This window comes from Nocardia altamirensis NBRC 108246 (genome assembly GCF_001612685.1).
Lineage (GTDB): Bacteria > Actinomycetota > Actinomycetes > Mycobacteriales > Mycobacteriaceae > Nocardia > Nocardia altamirensis.
Window position 1 is genome coordinate 90,318 of sequence record NZ_BDAY01000005.1, and the last position, 21,194, is coordinate 111,511.

Genomic DNA, 21,194 nt, shown 5'->3' on the forward strand with positions numbered 1-21,194 from the left:
GGGTTGCTGCATGGTGGCGGAAAATTCAGTGCCTATGGAGGGCTTCCCTGCGCCTGCGTGGTGACGCTGCGCTACCTCCTCCGGCGCTGACGCTCAGCCCTCAGGACGCCATCTTCAATTCCGCGCGCAGCTTGTTCAGCGCCCGGTGCTGCATCACCCGGACCACGCCGGGGCTGGTGCCGATCGCCTCGGCGGTCTGCGCGGCCGACCAGCCGAGCACGATGCGCATGACCAGCACCTCGCGGTGCGCGGGAGCCAGGATCTTCATGAGTTCCCTGGTGGCAGCGCGCCGTTCGGAGGCGAGCGCCCACTCCTCGGGACCTGCGGACGTGCAGGGCGCGTCCGGCATCTCCGCCATCGGGTAGGTGGGGTGCTGCTGGGAACGACGGAACGCGTCGGCCACCTTGTTGGCCGCGATGCCGTAGACGAAGGCGAGGAACGACTTGCCCTGATCGCGGTAGCGCGGGATCGCGTTGACGGTGGCGATCAGGATCTCCTGAACCACGTCGTCGGCGGTCACCTGCAGATGCGCCGTATTGCCAAGGCGCGCACCGCAATACCGGCGGACCAGCGGGTGCACGATGCGGACGATCTCGGTGACGGCGGCGCGATCGCCCGCGGCGGCCGGACCGATCAGCTTGTCCAGCTCGGCCGCAACGCGGCGGCTCTCCGACAGGGCCGGATTGAGGTTTTTCGGCAGTGCCGCGGTGTTGTGCTCGGTACCCACGTTCCGAGTCCTTTCGAACGATCGTGCGTTGCTTTTCGGTACACAACGATCGTCTGCTGAACTCGGCCCACCGGCCAGGCACCCCAGGGTGGGTAACGACCCACCTCTGCGGTGAGAGTTGCCCCACCCCTTCAGGTTTTCGCAGGACGGGCCCGCGGAGTTAACGCCTCAGGCAGGTTTGGGCGCAGTGCGGGTCGGCAGGTGGCCTGCCCTGCGCACGGCCCAGATCGTCACCACCAACGCGACCGCGGTCAGCGGCCAGCCCATGGCGATGCGAGCGAAGGCGAGCCAGCCGGTGCGGTCGGCGTCGTACAGCTGCGACTGCACCAGATAGCGGGCAGCGAACACCACCACCCAGGTGGTGGTCGCGATGTAGTAGAGGCGAAGCACGCGCCGGTCGGCGCGCCAGGCGGAGCCGTGGCCGTTCAACACACCCCAGATGACGCCGACCAGCGGCCAGCGCACCAGCATCGAGACGAGGAAGACGCCCGCGTACACCAGGCTCGTGTAGATGCCGAACAGGAAGAAGCCCTTGGCCTCCCCCATCCGGTACGCGATGAACGCGCAGATGCCGACACCGAGGAAACCGGAGACGGCGGGCTGGATCGGGCTGCGCTGGACGAGGCGCCACACCAGGATCAGCGTGGCCGCACCGAGAGCGGCCCAGATCGCCGCGGTCAACCCGGCGAAACTGTTCACGGGAACGAACACGACAACGGGAACTGTCGAAGAGATCAGGCCACTGAAACCGCCGAGTTGCTCGAGCAGCGTCTGCTCGGCAGCTTCCTCGTCACGGTCGAGAGCCGCGGCGGGCTCGGTCTGTTCGCCCGAGGGGGCGTTGTCGTTGCTCGATGGCATACGTCAGCTGTTCCCGCGCAATTCGTAGTAGGGGTTGTAGATCACCTTGCGGCCGTCTCGATCACCGACGCGGCCGCGAACCAAGATACGCCGTCCCGGCTCGATCCCGGGAATGCGCCTGCGCCCGATCCACACCAGGGTGATGGCATCGGTGCCGTCGAAGAACTCCGCCTGCACGGCCGCGCCCGCGGACTTCGGGCACGCTTCGACGCTGCGAAGCCTACCGAGCATGGTGGCCTCGTCGCCGCGGCGACACTCCGAGGCGCGACGCGCGCCGGAGGCCTCCGATTTCTCGGCAAGTTCTTCGGCGTCCAACTGGTCGATATCTTCGGTCAGTCTGCGGCCCAGACGTCGAAAATACCCTGAGGCTGCGGATGACATTTTCGCACGCTCTCCTGCATAGAGCTGACGGTGTGGGTCACACACCATCGTGATTTCCCGACACGACCGGCTGTGGCCGCACACCCGCCACTGTAGATGCACCAGGGCACCCCCGCTACGCTCGGCACGGTGTTCGACTCCCCACACCCCGTGTCGGCCGTCGGCGTCGTCGTCGCCTTGCCCGGCACCGGATCCGACGCGGATTTCGCGAGGCGCGCTTTCGAACCGGCGTGTACCGCGCGGCATCTCGACGTTGTCGCGGTCCAACCCGATCCGCGGGCCGTTGTCGCGAGTTACCGGGCCGCGCTCGACGCCGCCGCCGCGACGGGTCCCGTTCTTGTGGCCGGGATCTCGTTGGGCGCCGCCGTCGCGATCGAGTGGGCGGCCGAGCATCCGGAGCTGACCGCCGGAGTGGTCGCGGCGCTGCCCGGCTGGACCGGACCCGACACCGCCGCCTGCCCTGCCGCATTGAGCGCACGAGCGACCGCCGCACAGCTGCGGGTCGACGGCATCGACGCGGTGATCGACCGGATGCGCGCGAGCAGCCCGCGCTGGCTGGCCGACGCGCTCACCCAGTCGTGGCGCGCGCAGTGGCCCGATTTACCCGAGGCGCTCGACGAGGCCGCCGACTACAAATGGCCTGGCCCAGAACGGCTCGGCACGCTGGCGGCGCCGGTGGCGGTCGTGACGGCCGTCGATGATCCGGTGCATCCGTTCGCGATCGCCGAGGAGTGGGCCGCGCTGATCCCGCGCTCCACGATCCACCGGATCACCCTCGCCGAACTCGGCGCCGATCCGGCGATCCTCGGAAACACGGGATTCGCCGGGCTGACTCGCCGCTAGTTGAGGCCGAGCTGCTGCATGGCCGAGCCGTCGACGCCACGGCGCGGGCCGTCCGGCATCCGAGGCGGCAACCCGCCAGGGCCCATTTGCGGGGCCGCGGCCTGCGCCGCCACCTGCTGTTGCTGCGCGTCGACCTGTGCCTGATGGGCCGCGGCCAGCTGTTCGGACAGCTCCTGCGGTAACACCACCGGCAGTGGCTCGCGCACCGGCAGCGGGTCGTCGCCGCGGCGAATCACGGTCTCGCGCAGGATCGCTCGCGCCGCAGCCACCAGCGGGCTGCCGTCGTTCGAGGCACCCGACGGGCCTGCCGCGACCAGCCGGACCATCCAGCGCGGCCCGTCGACACCGATGAAGCGCAGATCGGCGCCCTCGGTGACGGCGAGCAGCTCACGACCCCACGGGCCGGTTTCCACCGCGACCCTGGCGCCGTCGTTGCGCAGCGAATCCGCGAGATCGGCGGCGACAGTGCGCCATTGGCCCGCCGACTTCGGCGCCGCGTAGGCGGCGACGGTGATCCGGCCGTGCTCGGTCGCCAGGTGCACCGCCTGCGGCGTGCCGTCCGGCGTCATCTCGACCTGCAGCTGACCACCCTGCGGCACCGGCAGAATCACCGAGCCTAGGTCGAGGCGCTGCTCGGCGACCTGTTCGAGCAGATCCGCCACATCGGCGAAGTCGTACGGACCCGAGCGCGGCGCGCCCGCCTCGCGGTAATCCGCTGCGGCGTAAGCGTTGTCGTCGTAGTCGTCGTCCTCGTCGTAGCCGTACTCGTCGTCGTAGTCGTCGGCCGGGTAGCGGTCGTCCGAGGAACCCTTGCGCTTGCCGAACAATCCCATCACGCCTCCTTACCGGTGGTCCGACCTGCCGCGTCGGCACCAACCGCCGTCAGGCTCGCGTGCCCGCCGCTCGAGCCGTGCCCGCCGGAACCTCGGGTGGTCTCGTCGAGCGAGTCGACCTCCAGGAAATCGACCAACTCCACCCGCTGCACGAGCAGCTGAGCGATCCGGTCGCCGCGACGCAGCTCGATGGCCGTGCGCGGGTCGTGATTGATCAGGCACACCTTGATTTCGCCGCGATATCCGGCATCGACCGTGCCAGGGGTGTTGACCACCGACAGGCCGGTCTTGGCCGCCAGGCCCGAGCGTGGGTGAATCAGGCCGACCGTGCCGACCGGAAGTGCTACCGCGACACCGGTGCCGACCAGCACCCGCTCGCCGGGTTCCAGGATGACGTCCTCCGTGGTACAGAGGTCGACGCCGGCGTCGCCGTGGTGAGCGCGCGCGGGCATCGGGATGCCGGGATCCAACCGCAGCAAAGGGATAGGCGAAAGTGCTGTCACGTTGATCGAGCCTACGCGTAGCGCTGCGCCAGTCGTGACTTAGTGTTGACTCGTGTCGGACCAGCCCAACCCCGTGACCATGGACAAGAAGCAACAGAGCACGCAGGTGTACCGCGAGCGCCTCTGGGTGCCACTGTGGTGGTGGCCGGTGGCCTTCGCCATCACCGGGTTGCTCGCCGCCGAAATCCACATGGGCGCACCGGGTCTTCGGGCATGGCTGCCCTACGTTCTGCTGTTCCCGGTACCGGTCTGGGTGCTGGTGTGGCTCAGCCGCCATCGGATCGAGGTGGCGCCGGACGCGTCGGGCACGCTGGAACTCCGCGCCGACCGTGCGCACCTTCCGGTGAACTTCGTGGCCCGTGCGGCCGTCGTTGCCCACACGGCCAAGAGCGCGGCGCTGGGTCGCCAGCTGGACCCCGCCGCCTATGTGCAGCATCGGCCGTGGATCGGACCGATGGTGGTGCTCGTGCTCGACGACCCGGACGACCCGACGCCGTACTGGTTGATCAGCACGCGACGGCCCGAACAGGTCCTGGCCGCGCTGGGCCTACCCAGCGCGGGCTGAACCCCCTGAGCGAAGCGATGGACCCGCTGGATGAGCTCAGAACGAAGCGGCGATGACGCTTCGCGATGACAGAGCCGAACACTCGGCGCCGTCACGAGCTCAGGCGGCGCAGTCCATGCAGATCAGCTGACCGCCCTTCTCACTGGCCAGTCTGCTTCGGTGGTGCACGAGGAAACAGCTGGAGCAGGTGAACTCGTCGGCCTGCTTCGGGATCACCCGAACCGTCAGCACTTCCTCGGACAGGTCCGCGCCGGGAAGCTCGAACGACTCCGCGGTATCGGATTCGTCGATATCCACGACGGCGGACTGTGCCTCGTTACGACGAGCCTTCAGCTCCTCCAGCGAATCTTCCGACACATCGTCGGTTTCGGTACGCCTCGGTGCGTCATAGTCGGTTGCCATGTCGTCTTCCCCTCGTCCTTACTTCGTATATCCCGGACCGGCCCGGTCACACCGATTCCGTTCGGAATCGCCGTACTCGCACCGTCCCGCCGGTGGTGCACGTCACACGCACACCGGTCACCTATCAGCGCGGATCGGGCTGATCCACTCCGGATAGCGCTCGGTAAACGCAGGACGTGCCCTACTTGTTCCCGCGACCGACCACCAATTTCATCGCCGGCGATTCGATCTGGGCCGCCAGACAATAGCGGACCCTGCGGCAAAAGTCGCAATCAAAACACAGACGAGTCGAAACTGACGGGTAACCGACATCATCCAGGTAACTAGCCGAGACCTTGCGCGCCGTATTCCCGCACGTCGCCGAACTACGTCGGCCCGCCGTCCCCCGACCCGGTCACATTTTCGTAGAGTGTGCTGGTGGTTTCACTGATCACCGAAGGCCGCCCCGTGGATGCCCAGGGCAGGCCCTTCCTCCGACGCCGTCCGCAGCCCTGGCTCATCATGCTCGGCGTTGTCGCCCTGATCTGCACAATCGTGTGGGTCAAGGCCTTGACGACGACCGAGCACGACACCAGCGCGATGGCATGCAACTCACCGAGCCCGGCCACCGATCCCGGTGCGGGACAACCCGTTGCGCTAGGTCAGCGAGTCGGCGCAGGCCGGCTCGAGGATGTGGAACCCGCTCCCCTCGCGGCGAGCAAGGTGCGCGTGCTCAACGCGAACAACCAGCGCGGCCAGGCCGCGCACGTGGCGGCGCAGTTCGGCGACCTCGGGTTCGCCAGCGCGCCGGGAACGCAGTACGGCAACGATTCGGTCTACGTCAACGGCGACCTCGAATGCACCGGCCAGATCCGGTTCGGCGTGAACGGCCGCCCGGCCGCCGCCTCGGTGCAGTTGGTCGTCCCGTGCGCGGAGTTGATCGAGGATCAGCGCGCCGACGAGACCGTCGACATGGTGCTCGGCTCGCTGTTCCGGGACATCCGCCCGAGCAACGACGCCGAAGAGGTGCTGCGGTCGCTGAAGAACCCGGCACCAGGCGGAGCCCCCTCGATCGACGTCAAGCTCCTCGACGCCGCCAGACAGGCCCGCTGCTAGCTCCCCCGCCTCTCCAGGATTTTGTCGGTCGTGACTGCTGCGGCCGGCGGGTCGGCGTCTAGCTGGGTTTTGGGCGTACCCGACGAGTTACCCCATGTGCCTCCGAGATCAGTCGATCCGTGGGCACATGGGGCTCGCTGGAGGTCAGTGATCCGGGATGGGCGCTGTGGCGCCGACACGGTCTAGCAAGGCGGTCAGTTCGTCGGCGATGCCTGGGGCGGCAGCGAGCACCAGGTCGCCCGCCTCGCCAGGGGCGGCGGCTGGTGGCAACGTGAGGCGTGCGCCTGCCTCGGCGGCGATCAGCGCGCCCGCGCCCCAGTCCCATGCGTTGAGGCCGTGTTCGAAGTAGGCGTCCACCCGGCCCGCGGCGACGTGGCACAGGTCGAGCGCGGCGGCGCCCAATCGGCGGATGTCACGCACCTGCGGCAGGATCTCGGCGATCAGTTGCGCCTGCCGGGTGCGTCGGTGCTTGCCGTAGGCAAATCCGGTGGCCACCAACGACATCGAGACCGTCTCGACCGGCGTGCACCGCAGATGCTCCACCACGCCCTCGGCGTCGACACGGATCGACCCGAGCCCGAGCCCGGCGCTGTAGGTGGCCCGCCGCGCGACATCGACGACCGCGCCTGCCACCGGACGACCGCCGCGCATGGCCGCCACCGACACCGCGTAGCCGGGGATGTCGTAGAGGAAGTTGACGGTGCCGTCGATCGGGTCGACCACCCAGTGCACGACATCAGCGGCCGAGTCGGCGAGGGTGCCGCCGCCCTCCTCACCGAGGATGGGATCGCCGGGCCGCTGCTCGGCTAGCAGTCCGCGGATCAATTCCTCGGTCTCGGTGTCCACGATGGTGACCGGGTCGGTCGGATAGGCCTTGGCCTGCACCGCGCCGTCGACGGGCCCGCCGACCTGCCCGAAGACCTCTGGCCTTCGCGCGCGGACATGCGCGGCGGCGGTCTCGGCGAGGTCGACCGCGACTCTGCGCAGCTCGGCCTCGTCGCCACGGGCGACGATGATCTCGGAGGTGTAGTCGGACACTGACGATGAGGTTTCCGGCACGCCCTCCATCGCATCACAGATCCTCGCTCAACGCCCAGCGCCGGGTTCCCATTACTCTTGTCGTGCACGACACAACGCCGTCGTCGAGCACACCACCGCAACGCGCTCCCCGCAGCGTGGTGGGGCCGAGGTGCTGCGGTGTTGTGCTCCACCACCGGCCACACAGGAACGAGGGGTTAGTCATGTCCGCTCGGGGGCACGCCTTCGGCATCGATATCGGCGGCAGCGGCGTCAAGGGCGCCGCAGTAGATCTGGCGACCGGTGAGTTGCTCCACGAACGGATCAAGATCGCGACACCGCATCCGTCCACCCCGCAGGCCGTCGCCGACGCGGTGGCAAAGCTGGTCGCGCAAGCCGATTGGGACGGTCCGGTCGGCATCACCCTGCCCTCGGTGGTGCTCGACGGCGTCGCACGCACCGCGGCCAACATCGACAAGTCATGGGTCGGCACCGACGCGCGCACGCTGTTCTCCCAAGCCCTGGACGGGCGCGCCGTCACCGTGCTCAACGACGCGGACGCGGCGGGCCTCGCCGAGGATCGATACGGCGCGGCAAAGGATTTCGACGGGCTGGTGCTGTTGCTGACCTTCGGCACCGGCATCGGCTCGGCCCTGCTGTACCAGGGCACGCTGGTGGCCAACAGCGAACTCGGACATCTCGAGGTCGGTGGCATGGAGACCGAGCATCGCGCCGCCGCGTCCATCAAGGACCGCGACGGGCTGACATTCCCGGAGTGGGCAGCGGCTGTGAGCACTGTGCTGATCGGCCTGGAGAACCTGTTCTGGCCGAAGGTGTTCGTCGCGGGCGGCGGCATCAGCCGCGACGCCGAACAATGGATTCCGTTGCTCACCAACCGAACTCCGGTCATTCCGGCGCATTTGAAGAACACAGCGGGCATAGTCGGGGCAGCGATGGCGATCGACGCGGGCATCGCACCGTGACAGCAATCTAAGAACATCCCGCGCCACAAGGGGCAACGTGGGCAAAGGTACGCTGGTTAGATCGTTACAATGGAACGTGCTCGGCTCGTTCACTAGCGAAGCGAGTGAACCACAGCCACAGTGCCCTCGGCTCACGACGACAGTCGTGAGCCGGTGAAACCCCCGACCGGCCCTCCGCCGGTGAAACCCGACAGACCGCTCCGCCGGAAGACCACTCTGGCGTGACGCCGCACGAGACCGTCACGAAAGGGCGTACGTGGTAGCCACGAATACCCGTCAGACCGCCGAATCGGCCGATGCCGACTCCGCAGATGTAACCGAAGCACGGCCGGTCCGTAAGGCGGCTGCCGCGAAGAAGGCTCCGGCGAAGAAGGCCGCCGCTGCCAAGAAGGCGCCCGCGAAGAAGGCCGCTGCGAAGGCGACCAAGGCGCCTGCCAAGAAGGCTGCCACCAAGAAGGTGGCAGGCGACGGCGAACCCGGCACCGACGAGGTGATCGACGAGGAGTCGCTCGATATCGAGGACCTCGGCGATCTCGAGGTGTCCGAGGACGACCTCACCGAAGAAGCCGAGGATCTGGCTGTCGAGGACGTCGCCGAGCCCGCCGAGGAGGCCGAGCCGACCGCCGCCGACAAGGCGTCCGGCGATTTCGTCTGGGACGAAGAGGAATCCGAGGCGCTGCGGCAGGCCCGCAAGGACGCGGAGCTGACCGCGTCGGCCGACTCCGTCCGTGCCTACCTCAAGCAGATCGGCAAGGTCGCGCTGCTCAACGCCGAAGAGGAGGTCGAACTCGCCAAGCGCATCGAGGCGGGCCTCTACGCGGCGGAGAAGGTGCGCGAGTTCGCCGAGCAGGGCGAGAAGCTGCCGGTCGCGATGCGTCGCGACTACAACTGGATCGTTCGCGACGGCAACCGCGCCAAGAACCACCTGCTGGAAGCCAACCTGCGCCTGGTCGTCTCGCTCGCCAAGCGCTACACCGGCCGCGGCATGGCGTTCCTCGACCTGATCCAGGAGGGCAACCTGGGTCTGATCCGCGCCGTCGAGAAGTTCGACTACACCAAGGGCTACAAGTTCTCCACGTACGCCACCTGGTGGATCCGGCAGGCCATCACCCGCGCCATGGCCGACCAGGCCCGCACCATCCGTATCCCGGTGCACATGGTCGAGGTCATCAACAAGCTCGGTCGCATCCAGCGCGAGCTGCTCCAGGATCTGGGCCGTGAGCCCACCCCGGAGGAGCTGGCCAAGGAAATGGACATCACGCCCGAAAAGGTGCTGGAGATCCAGCAGTACGCGCGTGAGCCCATCTCGCTGGACCAGACCATCGGCGACGAGGGCGACAGCCAGCTCGGCGACTTCATCGAGGACTCCGAAGCCGTTGTCGCCGTGGACGCGGTGAGCTTCACCCTGCTGCAGGATCAGCTGCAGTCGGTGCTGGAGACGCTGTCCGAGCGCGAGGCGGGCGTGGTCCGACTGCGCTTCGGCCTCACCGACGGCCAGCCGCGCACCCTCGACGAGATCGGCCAGGTTTACGGGGTCACCCGCGAACGCATCCGCCAGATCGAGTCGAAGACGATGAGCAAGCTGCGGCACCCGAGCCGCTCCCAGGTCCTGCGCGACTACTTGGACTAGCGCACTCGCGCACAAAGCCCGCATTCGTTGCGCCGCTGGAAGTTTCGGCGGTGTCCGGATGTGGGCTTTGTCGTTTGTGGGCGACGTTCTCGAGGTAGAAACATCCCATGAGTAGCCGCTACCACATCGTCATCGACACGCCCGATCCCAACGAGCTGGCCCGGTTCTGGGCCGAGGTGCTCGATTACCTCATCGAAGACCACACACCGCTGCTGCGTCAGCTGATCGACAGCGGCGAGATCGCCGCCGATCGCGTGCGCGAGGAGGGTGAGCGGCTGGTTTGGTTGGATTGGGCGGCGCTGCGCGAACCCGACGCACCGACCAAAGGCGACACCGGCATCGGCAGCGGCGATCGCCTGATCTTCCAGCGCGTCGCCGAGCCGAAGATCAGCAAGAACCGCCTGCACCTCGACGTGAACGTCGGCCAGAAACGTCGCGAAGCCGAGGTGGCCCGGTTGGAGGCGCTCGGTGCTGAGCGCCTCTACGACGGCAAGCTCGGCGGCGAGGTCTGGACCACCATGGCCGATCCGCACGGGAACGAATTCTGCGTGCTGTGAACGCCCCTCGGCCGAAGCAAGTCGGTCGTCACCGCGGAGCACGCTCGCGTTGATCCGCACCCTTTCTGTGGATCCGCACCCGTTCTGGGCTGTAGGAGGGGTGCGAATCCCCCGAAGGGGTGCGGATTTCAGGCTTGGGCGCGGACGCTAGCGCGGCACCGAGGACAGGTGGTCGAGCAGTCGCGCCGAGGTCTCCGCGGCGGCGCGTTCGGGGATCGTGTGCCCAGCCCCGGCGAGCACGTCCAGCCGGTATGGGCCGGTGACCCAGGCGGCGGTTGCCTGGATACCCGACATGGCCACCATGGGATCGTCGGTGGCGGCCAGGAACAGCGTCGGCACAGCCACCGGCCGCTCGTAGCCGTGGAAGTCGTTGGCGCGGTACCAATTCAGCGCCGCGGTAAGCGCCCCCGGTTCGGCAAGTCGTCTGTAGTACTCGGCGCTGCGCGCTGCCGGCACGCCGGCGAGTTCAGGTGGCCCGTCCGCGAGGATCTTGTTCTCCGGGATCGGCGCAGGCTGCCGGAAGAAATCCATGTACTTCGACGCACCCTGCTGCGCGGGGTCGGTGCGCAGCGCGGCAGCGAACGCCGCGGGATGCGGCACGGAAACAGCCGTCAACGACCGCACCCGCTCCGGGTGCTCGGCGGCGGCAATCCAGGCGACCACGGCACCCCAGTCGTGCCCGACCAGATCGAACCGCTTCCACCCCAACGCATCTGCGATCGCGAGCACGTCGGCGACGGGATAGTCGAGCTGATACTCCTCGACCCGGCCCGGCCGGACGCCCGCCGAGTAGCCGCGCTGATCCGGAGCGACCGCACGGTATCCGGCAGCCGCCAATGCCAGCAGCTGGTGCTCCCATTCGATGCCCAACTCCGGAAATCCGTGCAGCAGCAAGACTTCTCGACCATCCACCGGCCCGGCGGCCACCGCATCGAAAACACCGGCCGCCGTGGGGATCCGCACGGCGGTCACCTCGAATGCCGCTGGCCCGTCCGCCGCCGCGACACCGGCCGACGCCAGCACCACCCCGGCCAGCACGGCGAATCGACGCCTGCTCACCATCACTTTTCGCGCCGCAATAGACATACCGGCGACGATAGGCAGCACCGCCACCACGACGCGTCATACCGAGGACTGAGTCGGTAGTGCCACCGCAGGGTTAGCACGGGCGCGGCGACACGCTGGCAACCCCACTTAATTTCACGGATTCCATTGCTCTAAATCCGGCGGGCTGCCAAGATGTTCTCCACACGGCGTACTCGACCAGCCCCGGAGAGCGTCGCCGCCAGAGCGCGAATCAGATTGTGTCATACACTTTTTCAGGAACACTCGTGATTTCTCAGCAACAGTTACCTGCCGCATCCACGTGTCTTCGTGGCCGACTATCGCGAGTCCTGTCTTCGCTCTGACGCTCGCCGCCCTCGGACGGCCGATACCGACGCAGGCTCCGTAACCCCTTCGCGGGTATCGAACTGCGGTCGTCGCTGCCGTCGTGCCGCATTCCGGTTGCGCTGCTGCCCTTTTCGACTAATCCCACGCCAAAGCAATAGCGATATCAGGTGCATCGTGACTACGCCCGCCCGTCTCACTGTCCGGCAACGGCTGCCCATGCTCGGACACAAACCCATCAGGCAGGTGGCCACGGAGCTGACCGGCCTCACCACACACACCCGCACCGGGATCCTGCATGTGGCAGGCGATCCCGGCGGCGACTTCCAAGTGGCCTGCGGCCGAGTCGTCGCCGTCCTCTCCCCTGGCGCACCCGGAGTCGCCGACCTGCTCGCCAGGCCGGGATGCGCGAGCATGGGCGACGCCGAACTCCGCGCACTCGCGGCAATGGCGGCGATCGATGGAACCTTCGCGATCGCCGCAGGCTGGATCGACGGGTGCTATTGGAACGAGATACCGCACGACCCACCGGCCGAGTTCGCCACCGGCACCGGCGTCGAACCCGATTGGCTGCTCGTCCAAACCGAGCGGCGATTGCGCGCACTGGCCAACGGGCGAGTGTCGCCGCATCGAAACAGGTTGTCGCTCACCGGACTCGGCACGAGCGAGCTCGGCCGCCGCGCAACCGGTTTGCACCACGAGATCCTGCGCAAAGTGAACGGGCGGCGCACCTGCCGCGATATCGCGTTCCTGCTGGGCAGGAGCCTGTACCCCGTCACAGCGGCGGCCGCCCGGCTGCTGGCCGAAGACCTCCTGATGGTCCCGCCGCCCTACCTCGACGACCGAACATCGACCACGGTGTCGGCAGACGATCCGGCCGCGCTACCACGCCGCAGACGCGGTGCCAGCGGCATCAACGACGCGCTGCCGCCGCGTTCCCCGCAGGCGGTGCTCCGCAGTTCCGCCCCAAGGGAACGCCCCGCATCACCGGACCAGGACGCACCGTGACTGTCCCCCCAGACCGCCGCTGAGCGGAACCAGAAAGGACGCAATGAATTCCATCACTGGCCAAGGCCAGGAAACGATGACCGAGCGCATCGAGCGGCTGGTGCGGTTACTACGCGAGGAAGTACCGGAGTGCCTTGCCTCCGGGGCAATCGACATGTCCACGGGCATGCTCTTGGCGGTCGAGACGATCGACACCCATCCGCCGGAGGTCTTGGACCTACTCGCCGCCGCGACCCTAGACCTATTCCAGGGCCGCAATGTAGTGATGATCGAGGACATCTGGAAGGAACGCCGCGGTGTCGCGACCGAACGCCACTACTTCCAGGAGATCCTGGTCAACAGCGACAACCTGACGCACCTATTCATCCGCACCGAGAGCCGTGACGATGTGGTCATCGTGGTGGTCTGCCGCAAGTCGGTGAACGTCGGCATGCAGTTCGCCCAGGCGAGGCGTGTCGTAAAGGACATCGGTCAACTATGACCGGGCGCTCCCCCGCCTCTCCGGGTCTTTAGTCGAGACTCAGGTGCCGCAGCACTGACATCGGTGGCCGGCAGTCAGTTCCGAGCCTGGTCAGTCCGTACTCGACGGGTTACCCACGTACGTACGAAATCAGTGCTCAGTCCGCACCAGCGCGGGGCGTCGCAGCGCCCCGCGCTGGTGCCGATTCAACCGAGCTCGGTTGTGGGAGAAACGGTTTCGGGTCAGCCCCCGTAGCCCCTGTCTTCAATCGGGAAGTGGTGTCAGCCGAGCGGCGGTACATGATCGAAGTCGGGTGGGTGATCGTATGCCTCGATCGTGGCCTTGCTGGTGGAAGCATCTTGTAGCACGAATTCCCAAGGCCCCGAGTTGATGTCGAAGTTCTTGCCGTAACCGATCCACTTGCCGACCAGGCGATGACCGGTTGGCTCGATCAACAGCTGGATGGCACCGCTGTACCGCGTGCCTCGGTAGTAGCCGTTCGGGTTTGTGTCCTCGGTCCATGTGCCGGTCGCTACTCCACCGTCAACATCCAGCTCCATCGCCACCGTCGACGGCGCGGAGCCGGGCAAGCTCCGCACTGTGAGGTGGTCACCGTGCTGAAGAATCACGACGTAGTGCCCCGTGCTGAAGGTCTCCTGTCGCCCCGAGGAGTAGTACTCGTAATGCGATAACCAGATGCCTGAGTAGTTCCCAGGGTTGGGGCGTGGTCGTGACGCCGTGGCTGCGCTCCGGACCTGAGCCGACTGCGGCAACTGCACATCGTGGCCGCCTCGGCCGTCGTCGGCAACATGCGCCATAACGAACCCGAGATGCTCGATCGGCATCCCCAGAACCCGCTGGAGAGCACTCGCATGCGACGGGTGCGGCGTACGGGTGATGCCGGACTCCCAGCGCTGCACCAGTCGTTTGTTTGCGCTGGTGCAGCCGATCTCTCGTAACGCGCGGGCTAGGTCGTCCTGACTCATCAATCGCCCCATTCGCGCGGCGCGTAGCGCTGTATTCGGTGCGGCCATAGCCGCCACGATAGTCCTCAACCCACGGAAATGACACCCAAATGTCACCCCGCTCGGCACCGATCGGACACCCGATGTGACGTCGCAGGGCCGCAGCGTGTCCGGACACGCTAGAAATGGCTCCGCCGTCGGGACGACCAACTCCCCGTTCGGCCCCGGCGGCGGGTGCTCACCAACCGAACATCGAACACGGCAGGGGTGACGCGATGGGGTTCAACTGGTGGCGAGAAGCCGGGCCGGACGGCACATCCGCGCAAGAAATCGTCGACCGCGTCCAAGCCGAATGGAGAGCCGAGCGGCGACGCAACCGGGCCAAGGGTGACCACCCCGCCGACACGAGCATGTGGCCACAGGGCTGGCCGCACGAAGCCCCGGACTACGACCTCGGCGTTCTCGAAGCCCACAAGATCATGCAGCAGCATCGCGACTGCCGCGCCGACACGTGCCCCCGCAAGGCCACCGCACGACGAGCACTGATCGCCGCCGGGCGGATGAAGCCCGACACCTCACGGGAGTACTGAGCGGCCGCCGCAGCGCCCGGCGCGGGGCTAATTCAACCGAGCTCGGTTGTGGAAGAGAGGGTTTCGCCGGGGTCGAGGGCGTCGGCGCGGGAGGTGTCTTTGAGGTCGACGCCGGAGCGGCCGAGGCGGCGGGCGCCGGATATCAAGCCTGACACCACTTTTGCGGCTTGGGTGTAGCCGAGGCCTTCTGGTGGGTGGATGTTGGAGACGCAGTTGCGGTCGGCGTCGGTGCGGCCGGGGTAGGGCAGGTGGGTGAGGTAGAGGCCGAGGCTGTCGGCGACCGAGAGGCCTGGTCGTTCGCCGATCAGCACCACGACCGTCTGCACGCCCATCGCCTCGGCGATGTGGTCGGCGAGGGCCACCCGGGATTGGGTGGCGATGACGGGCGCGGCGATCGTGTAGTGCGCGGACAGTTCATCGATCAGCGCCGCGAGCATCGCGGGACCGTGGTCGGTGAGCGCACGCGGCGAAAGTCCGTCCGCCAGCACGAATCCGATGTCGCCGCCGCTGTGCGGCACTGCGGTCAGCGCACCCGCTGCCGGCAGTCTGCCCAGATCAGGTCGGCGCAGATACTCGGCTCGCCCCTGTGCTCGGCTCGGCACGGTGGTCGCGGCGCCGATGCCGAGCACGTCGAGCCGGGCGGTCAGGTCCTCGACATCCAGCGGGAGGTGCACTGCGTCGCGCGCCGCCGAGTGCGCCGCGCGAAACTCCAGGACCTGCGCTGTCGGCAAGGCGTCACCGGTGCGGCCGAGCCCGATCCTGGCCTGGGTGCTCCGGCGCAACTCCTGCCAGAACAACTGCTCCGCACCACTTTTCGACGAGTGCCGACCGGCCCGCGGCTCGGCGCGACGAGCGCCGATCTCAGCAGTGTCCTGCTCCCCCACCGGCGCAACAACTTCCAGCTTGGGGCGTCCGTAGGCGTTGCTCATCGCGCACCACCCAGCGCACGCAGCGGCGACGACAACGGCTCGACCGGGAGCACCCGGCCCGCACCGTCGATCATGCCGAGCCCGGCCAGCCACGACTCGAATTCCGGTGCGGGGCGCAGGTTCAGGACACGACGGGCGTAGAGCGCGTCGTGGAAGCTGAGGCTCTGGTAGCCGAGCATGACGTCGTCGGCGCCGGGGACGGCGATCACGAAGGCGCAGCCTGCGGCACCGAGCAACGTCAGCAGGGTGTCCATATCGTCTTGGTCGGCCTCGGCGTGGTTGGTGTAGCAGACGTCGACGCCCATCGGCAGGCCCAAAAGCTTGCCGCAGAAATGGTCTTCGAGCCCGGCACGGATGATCTGCTTGCCGTCGTAGAGGTATTCGGGTCCGATGAACCCGACAACGGTGTTGACCAACAGCGGATCCAGATCCCTGGCCACCGCGTACGCCCGCGTCTCGAGGGTCTGCTGGTCGACCGGTTTGCCGCCGGTACCGAGGTGCGCACCTGCCGACAGCGCCGACCCCTGCCCGGTCTCCAGATACATCACGTTGTCGCCGACCGTGCCACGCCGCAGCGACCTGCCTGCCTCGTTGCCTTCGCGCAGCAGCGAAATGTTCACGCCGAAACCGGCATTCGCGCCTTCGGTGCCCGCGATCGACTGGAAGACGAGGTCGACCGGAGCACCCGCCTCGATCAGCCCGATGGTCGTGGTGACATGCGAGAGCACACACGACTGGGTGGGGATGTCGAACCGCAACCGCACCTCGTCGAGCAGGGTGAGCAGCTCGGCCGTCGCCTGCGGCGAATCCGTCGCCGGGTTGATGCCGATCACCGCGTCGCCGCAGCCGAGCAGCAGCCCGTCCAATGTGGCGGCGGCGATGCCACGCGGATCGTCGGTGGGATGGTTCGGTTGCAGCCGCGTGGCCAGAGTGCCTGGCAGGCCGACGGTGGTGCGGAAGGCCGCGGTCACGGTGGCGGCGCGCGCGACGGCGATCAGATCCTGATTCCGCATGATCTTGCTGACCGCCGCCACCATCTCCGGCGTGAGCCCGGGCGACACCGCACGCAGCACCGCGGCGGCGTCCGGCTCCGCCGCGACGGCGAGCAACCAGTCCCGCAGCCCGCCCACGGTGAGATGCGAAATCTGTTGGAACGCGCCACGATCGTGCGTGTCGATGATGAGCCTGGTGACCTCGTCGGTCTCGTACGGCACCACCGGCTCGTCGAGGAACACCGTCAGCGGCACGTCGGCGAGTGCCCACTGAGCGGCGGCCCGCTCGGCATCGGAGCTTGCCGCACATCCGGCAAGCTCGTCCCCGCTGCGCAACGGCGTCGCCTTCGCCAGCAAATCCACCAGCCCGTCGAACACATAGGTGGTGCCACGCAATTGCTGGACGTAAGAGCTCATTCGAGATCTCCCGCCGCACGAGCCAGCACCGCGAACTCCTCGTCGGGCGAGTTCGCCACGAGCCGATGCCTGCTGTACAGGCCGAAATACGCCATAAAGGCACAGAACGCGGCCAGCGCCCATCCTGCGGCCACCGGGTCGACCAGGAAGGTGGCGATCACTGCGGCACACGCGATCACCAGGGCGAACGCGGTGGTGACCACACCGCCCGGCGTCCGGTACGGCCGCGGCATGTGCGGTTCGCGCACCCGCAACACGATGTGACTGACCATCATCAGCACATAGCTGAGCGCCGCACCGAACACGGCCATGTTCAGCAGCATCGCCCCCTTGCCGGTCAGCGACAGCGCGAAGCCGACGACACCGGGCACGATCAGCGCGAGCACGGGCGCTTTGCGGGCGTTGGTCACCGACAGCCTGGTCGGCAGGTAACCGGCCCGCGACAGCGCGAACGTCTGCCGCGAGTACGCGTAGACGATGGAGAAGAAGCTCGCCACCAGCCCGGCAAGGCCGATGTAGTTGACCATCTTGGCGGCCGATCCGTCGCCGAGCGCCTCGACCAGCGGGTTGCCCGAGACCGAGATCGCTTGCGCGCCAAGGGCTCCGGTCGCCAAGAACAGCACGGCCGCACCGGTGACGAGCAGCACGAGCATGCTGATGATGATGCCCTTCGGCACATTCTTCTCCGGCTCCCTCGCCTCCTCGGCGGCCAACGGCACCCCTTCGACGGCGAGGAAGAACCAGATCGCGAACGGGATGGCGGCCCAGATGCCGAAGTAGCCGAACGGCAGCAACGCCGAGCTGCCCACGGCGTCCGGGTCGGCCGGAATGTCGGTCAGGTTCCCGGTTTCGAACAGCCCCCACGCCGAGACGGCGAACACCACGAGACCGGCCAACGCGATCGCGGTGATCACGAACATCGCCTTGAGCGCCTCGCCCGCGCCGGTCAGATGCACACCGATGAACAGGGCGTAGACGGCCAGGTACACCCACCAGCCGTCGGTGATGCCGAACAGATTCAGCGACTCGACATACGCCCCGATGAAAGTGGCGATAGCCGCGGGCGCGATCGCGTACTCGAGGAGAACCGCTGTGCCGGTAGCGAATCCACCCCACGGGCCGAGCGCCCTGCGCGCGAACGTGTACCCACCGCCCGCCGCGGGCAGCGCCGAGGACAGCTCCGCCATGCCGAGGACCATCGCCAGATACATCGCCGCGATCACCACGAACGCGATCAGCAGCCCGCCGAACCCGCCCTCGGCAATGCCGAAATTCCAGCCGGAGTAGTCACCGGAGATCACATAGCTGATGCCGAGCCCGGCCAGCAACACCCATCCGGCCGTACCCGAGCGCAACGTTCGCTTGGCCAGATAGTCCGCGCCGGCAGTGCCGGTCACCTTCACGTCCTCGATCGTCATAGACGCAACGCACTCCTCACCCGTTTGGTTGGTCGACCAAGTTTCGAGCGCGAATGTTGCTCATGTGTGAAACGACGTTACGGGCGATGTCGGCGCCGGTGAGACATCGCACACGCGGGCGGGTCACGCAGCGACCTCACAGGATGACACGGCACACTTGGCAGGTGGTTGCCTCTCCGGTCGGGTTTCGGTCGCCCTGGACTCAGACCATCGATCTGCGGACCGAAGTGCGCGTCGCCTGGCGCTGGCTACGCCGCCCCGGGCTGGCCCGACGCGCCCTGCCCGCGATCCGGGCCCATCTCGGCGCGGCCCCGGCCAGCACCGCCTACGCCTTCACGCTGTTCGTCACCTGGTGGACGCTGCGCGGCGTCGGCGACTCGGTGGAGAAGAAGCTGATCTTCTCCGCCTCCACCAACCTGTTCAACATGCGGCACAACCCGGTGCAGGTGCTGGTGGCGTCCGCGTTCTGGACCGACGGCGGCTTCCCGTGGTCGATCATCATCAGCTTCTTGATCGTGATGGCGTACGCGGAACGCTGGCTCGGCACCACGCGCTGGATCTTCCTGTTCGCCACCGGGCACATCGGCGCGACGCTGCTCACCGTCACCGGCATCTCGCATGCCATCGATCGCGGCGTCATCCCGGTGAAGCTGACCTACGCCGCGGATGTCGGTACCAGCTACGGCTTTTCGGCGGTGCTCGCCGCCATGGCGTTCCGATTCCGGGGCACGGTCCGACTGGTGTGGGCGGCGACGCTGACCCTGCTGCTGCTCGCGGCACTGTGGATCGGGCCGACCTTCACCGACTACGGCCACCTGTGCGCCGCCGGGATCGGGTTCCTGGTCGGCGCGCTCGCCAGCGCGGGCGGACACTTCCTCGAGCGCAAGGCCGCGGCGAAACACGAACGGGTGGAAGCGCTTACGGAGTGACCACGGCCGGCTTGTGCACCCGGCGCTGCACCAGCCCGACGACCGGTTCGACGACGCGCGCCACGATCGGGCCGAGCACCGCCATCAACAGCACGTAGGCCGAGGCGAGCGCGGCAAGCTGGCCGTCGACGCCGCCCATGGTGACCGCCAATCCTGCGATGACGATGGAGAATTCGCCGCGCGCGACCAGCGCCGCGCCCGCTCGCGCGCGCCCCATCCTGCGGATGCCCTGCCTGCTCGCCGCCCACCAGCCGGTGCCGATCTTGGTCAGCGTGGTGACGACCGCGAGCGCGATCGCCCAGCCGAGCACCGGCGGAATCGCCGTCGGATCGGTGGTGAGCCCGAAGGCGACGAAGAAGATCGCCGCGAACAGATCACGCAGCGGCTCCAGCAGTTTCGCGGCCTCGTGCGCGGTTGAGCCGGAGATCGCGATGCCGAGCAGGAACGCCCCGACCGCCGCGGACACGTTCAGCGCCGAGGCGACGCCTGCCACCAGCAGCGCCGCGCCGAGCAGCTTCAACAGGAACACTTCGCGATCGGCGCTGTCGACGATGGCGGACACGTACCGGCCGTAGCGCAGCGCCACCACCAACACCACCGTGATCGCCGCCAGCGCGACCGCGAGCGACTTCAGACCGCTGGCGAAACTGAGCCCGGCCAGCACCGTCGTGAGCACCGGCAGGTACACCGCCATCGCCAGATCCTCGAACACCAGAATCGACAGGATCACCGGCGTTTCGCGGTTACCGAGCCGACCGAGATCATCGAGCACCTTCGCGACGATGCCCGAGGACGAGATATAGGTGACCCCGCCCATGGTGATCGCGCCGACCGGGCCCCAGCCGAGAAACAACGCCACCAGCACGCCCGGCGTCGCATTTGCCACGATATCCAGCAACCCCGCCGCCCAGGACCGGCGCAGTCCGGTCACCAATTCCGGGGCCGTGTACTCCAGGCCGAGCAGCAGCAACAGCAGCACCACGCCGATTTCGCCTGCCACATGGCCGAATTCGTTGGCGGCGCTGAGTTCGATGATGCCGCCTTGGCCGAAGGCAAGGCCGCCGATCAGATATAAGGGAATCGGGGACATCCCGAAGCGACCAGCCAACCGCCCGAAAATACCGAGGGCAAACAAAATCGCTCCGAGCTCGATCAGGGCGAGCGCGGTTTCGGTCACAGGTTCAGCCGTGCGTCAGAAGCTTCGCGGCGGCGTCCAGGCCGTCCGGGGTACCGACCACCACGAGCACGTCGCCCGCGGTGAAGGTGAAGTCCGGGCCTGGTGAGGGGTGCAGCTGTCCGGCGCGCATGAGCGCGACGATGGACACCTTCGTGCGGGTGCGCATCGCGGTGTCGCCGAGAGTGCGTCCCTCGTAAGGAGATCCGTTGGTGACGTGCAGTTGCCTGGTGGTGATGCCAGGCATGTCACTGTGCTCGTCGTTCAGCTTCGCGACCAGCTGGGGCGCGCCGAGCAGGTTCGCGAGCACGGCCGCCTCGTCGGTGCTCAGCGGAATCTGCGCCGCGCAGGCGTCGGGATCGTCGAGTTTGGAGACGATGAGGTCGATGTCGCCGTCGCGATGCGCGACCACGCCGATCCGGCGGCCGGACCGCACCTCGAAGTCTTTCCTGACTCCAATTCCGGGTAGCGCAGTGACGTCGACATTCACACACTCCAGCCTAACCCGATGACCGAATTACGCGACGGG

Annotated in this window: 24 protein-coding genes; 10 read left to right on the plus strand and 14 right to left on the minus strand. The window is 67.5% G+C overall.

What is annotated here, in order from left to right; all coding sequences use genetic code 11:
* Window positions 1-100 precede the first annotated feature (100 nt).
* The 3 genes from NA11_RS02455 to NA11_RS02465 all read right to left on the minus strand — a co-directional run bounded on the left by NA11_RS02455 (window position 101) and on the right by NA11_RS02465 (window position 1,966).
* Window positions 101-727, minus strand: coding sequence for a sigma-70 family RNA polymerase sigma factor (locus NA11_RS02455; protein ID WP_084653975.1), 627 nt, complete (start codon window positions 725-727; stop codon window positions 101-103).
* Between the two features lie 168 nt (window positions 728-895).
* On the minus strand, window positions 896-1,585 hold the full coding sequence (locus NA11_RS02460) for a DUF3159 domain-containing protein (RefSeq protein WP_084653977.1): 690 nt from the start codon (window positions 1,583-1,585) through the stop codon (window positions 896-898).
* A gap of 3 nt (window positions 1,586-1,588) precedes the next feature.
* Window positions 1,589-1,966 (minus strand): OB-fold nucleic acid binding domain-containing protein, encoded by a 378-nt coding sequence (locus tag NA11_RS02465; protein ID WP_069160043.1) that lies wholly within the window; start codon window positions 1,964-1,966, stop codon window positions 1,589-1,591.
* 129 nt (window positions 1,967-2,095) lie between these two features.
* Here NA11_RS02465 and NA11_RS02470 point away from each other — a divergent pair, with 129 nt between their 5' ends.
* Window positions 2,096-2,809: an alpha/beta fold hydrolase gene (locus NA11_RS02470; protein ID WP_245745680.1), complete on the plus strand. Its 714-nt coding sequence runs from the start codon at window positions 2,096-2,098 to the stop codon at window positions 2,807-2,809.
* Here the strand turns inward: NA11_RS02470 and NA11_RS02475 are convergent.
* Together NA11_RS02475 and dut are read right to left on the minus strand one after the other, a co-directional pair.
* The gene (locus tag NA11_RS02475) at window positions 2,806-3,636 is read right to left on the minus strand and encodes a DUF3710 domain-containing protein (protein WP_069160194.1); all 831 of its coding nucleotides are present in this window, start codon (window positions 3,634-3,636) and stop codon (window positions 2,806-2,808) included. The two genes, NA11_RS02470 and NA11_RS02475, sit on opposite strands and share 4 nt — an antisense overlap.
* Before the next feature lie 5 nt (window positions 3,637-3,641).
* Window positions 3,642-4,145, minus strand: a complete 504-nt coding sequence (gene dut, locus NA11_RS02480) for a dUTP diphosphatase (RefSeq protein ID WP_069160045.1) — start codon at window positions 4,143-4,145, stop codon at window positions 3,642-3,644.
* A 79-nt stretch (window positions 4,146-4,224) separates the two neighbouring features.
* On the opposite strand from dut, the gene NA11_RS02485 reads away from it, so the two are divergent.
* Window positions 4,225-4,710 (plus strand): DUF3093 domain-containing protein, encoded by a 486-nt coding sequence (locus NA11_RS02485; protein ID WP_069160195.1) that lies wholly within the window; start codon window positions 4,225-4,227, stop codon window positions 4,708-4,710.
* 99 nt (window positions 4,711-4,809) lie between these two features.
* Here the strand turns inward: NA11_RS02485 and NA11_RS02490 are convergent, their stop codons facing one another.
* Window positions 4,810-5,112 (minus strand): DUF4193 domain-containing protein, encoded by a 303-nt coding sequence (locus NA11_RS02490; protein ID WP_069160046.1) that lies wholly within the window; start codon window positions 5,110-5,112, stop codon window positions 4,810-4,812.
* Between the two features lie 417 nt (window positions 5,113-5,529).
* On the opposite strand from NA11_RS02490, the gene cei reads away from it, so the two are divergent.
* On the plus strand, window positions 5,530-6,207 hold the full coding sequence (gene cei, locus NA11_RS02495) for an envelope integrity protein Cei (RefSeq protein ID WP_069160196.1): 678 nt from the start codon (window positions 5,530-5,532) through the stop codon (window positions 6,205-6,207).
* Window positions 6,208-6,351: 144 nt separating this feature from the next.
* Here cei and NA11_RS02500 read toward each other — a convergent pair whose 3' ends face one another.
* Window positions 6,352-7,275 carry an inositol monophosphatase family protein gene (locus NA11_RS02500; RefSeq protein ID WP_439957036.1) on the minus strand — a complete coding sequence of 308 codons (924 nt, stop codon included), beginning with the start codon at window positions 7,273-7,275 and terminating at the stop codon, window positions 6,352-6,354.
* Between the two features lie 173 nt (window positions 7,276-7,448).
* Here NA11_RS02500 and ppgK point away from each other — a divergent pair, with 173 nt between their 5' ends.
* The 3 genes from ppgK (at window position 7,449) to NA11_RS02515 (ending at window position 10,394) form a co-directional block, all read left to right on the plus strand.
* The gene (ppgK, locus tag NA11_RS02505; protein ID WP_069160048.1) at window positions 7,449-8,207 is read left to right on the plus strand and encodes a polyphosphate--glucose phosphotransferase; all 759 of its coding nucleotides are present in this window, start codon (window positions 7,449-7,451) and stop codon (window positions 8,205-8,207) included.
* A 256-nt stretch (window positions 8,208-8,463) separates the two neighbouring features.
* Window positions 8,464-9,837, plus strand: a complete 1,374-nt coding sequence (locus NA11_RS02510; protein WP_069160049.1) for an RNA polymerase sigma factor — start codon at window positions 8,464-8,466, stop codon at window positions 9,835-9,837.
* Window positions 9,838-9,944: 107 nt separating this feature from the next.
* A complete protein-coding gene (locus tag NA11_RS02515) occupies window positions 9,945-10,394 on the plus strand; it encodes a VOC family protein (protein WP_069160050.1) in 450 nt (149 codons plus the stop codon).
* Window positions 10,395-10,541: 147 nt separating this feature from the next.
* On the opposite strand, the gene NA11_RS02520 is transcribed toward NA11_RS02515, so the two are convergent.
* Window positions 10,542-11,480, minus strand: a complete 939-nt coding sequence (locus NA11_RS02520; RefSeq protein WP_245745681.1) for an alpha/beta fold hydrolase — start codon at window positions 11,478-11,480, stop codon at window positions 10,542-10,544.
* Window positions 11,481-11,960: 480 nt separating this feature from the next.
* Between NA11_RS02520 and NA11_RS02525 the strand changes: the two genes are divergently transcribed.
* A complete protein-coding gene (locus NA11_RS02525) occupies window positions 11,961-12,791 on the plus strand; it encodes a hypothetical protein (protein ID WP_141717354.1) in 831 nt (276 codons plus the stop codon).
* A gap of 43 nt (window positions 12,792-12,834) precedes the next feature.
* Window positions 12,835-13,272, plus strand: coding sequence for a hypothetical protein (locus NA11_RS02530; RefSeq protein ID WP_069160052.1), 438 nt, complete (start codon window positions 12,835-12,837; stop codon window positions 13,270-13,272).
* A gap of 260 nt (window positions 13,273-13,532) precedes the next feature.
* On the opposite strand, the gene NA11_RS02535 is transcribed toward NA11_RS02530, so the two are convergent.
* On the minus strand, window positions 13,533-14,285 hold the full coding sequence (locus NA11_RS02535) for a helix-turn-helix domain-containing protein (protein ID WP_084653979.1): 753 nt from the start codon (window positions 14,283-14,285) through the stop codon (window positions 13,533-13,535).
* Between the two features lie 206 nt (window positions 14,286-14,491).
* Here NA11_RS02535 and NA11_RS02540 point away from each other — a divergent pair, with 206 nt between their 5' ends.
* Window positions 14,492-14,806: a hypothetical protein gene (locus NA11_RS02540; protein WP_069160054.1), complete on the plus strand. Its 315-nt coding sequence runs from the start codon at window positions 14,492-14,494 to the stop codon at window positions 14,804-14,806.
* Window positions 14,807-14,838: 32 nt separating this feature from the next.
* Here NA11_RS02540 and eutC read toward each other — a convergent pair whose 3' ends face one another.
* From eutC to eat, 3 genes are read right to left on the minus strand one after another with little or no spacing between them, the layout of a single operon-like run.
* On the minus strand, window positions 14,839-15,735 hold the full coding sequence (eutC, locus tag NA11_RS02545; RefSeq protein ID WP_084653981.1) for an ethanolamine ammonia-lyase subunit EutC: 897 nt from the start codon (window positions 15,733-15,735) through the stop codon (window positions 14,839-14,841).
* Window positions 15,732-17,144, minus strand: a complete 1,413-nt coding sequence (locus NA11_RS02550) for an ethanolamine ammonia-lyase subunit EutB (RefSeq protein WP_069160055.1) — start codon at window positions 17,142-17,144, stop codon at window positions 15,732-15,734. Before NA11_RS02550 ends, eutC begins: the two co-directional genes overlap by 4 nt.
* Window positions 17,141-18,562, minus strand: a complete 1,422-nt coding sequence (gene eat / locus NA11_RS02555) for an ethanolamine permease (protein WP_069160056.1) — start codon at window positions 18,560-18,562, stop codon at window positions 17,141-17,143. The genes NA11_RS02550 and eat overlap by 4 nt, the downstream gene beginning before the upstream one ends.
* 164 nt (window positions 18,563-18,726) lie before the next feature.
* Between eat and NA11_RS02560 the strand changes: the two genes are divergently transcribed.
* Complete coding sequence (locus NA11_RS02560) at window positions 18,727-19,491, plus strand: rhomboid-like protein (RefSeq protein WP_245745682.1); 765 nt, start codon at window positions 18,727-18,729, stop codon at window positions 19,489-19,491.
* Here the strand turns inward: NA11_RS02560 and NA11_RS02565 are convergent.
* Together NA11_RS02565 and NA11_RS02570 are read right to left on the minus strand one after the other, a co-directional pair.
* A complete protein-coding gene (locus NA11_RS02565; RefSeq protein ID WP_069160058.1) occupies window positions 19,481-20,668 on the minus strand; it encodes a cation:proton antiporter in 1,188 nt (395 codons plus the stop codon). The genes NA11_RS02560 and NA11_RS02565 overlap by 11 nt on opposite strands.
* A 4-nt stretch (window positions 20,669-20,672) precedes the next feature.
* Window positions 20,673-21,155 (minus strand): cation:proton antiporter regulatory subunit, encoded by a 483-nt coding sequence (locus tag NA11_RS02570; protein WP_069160059.1) that lies wholly within the window; start codon window positions 21,153-21,155, stop codon window positions 20,673-20,675.
* Window positions 21,156-21,194 lie beyond the last annotated feature (39 nt).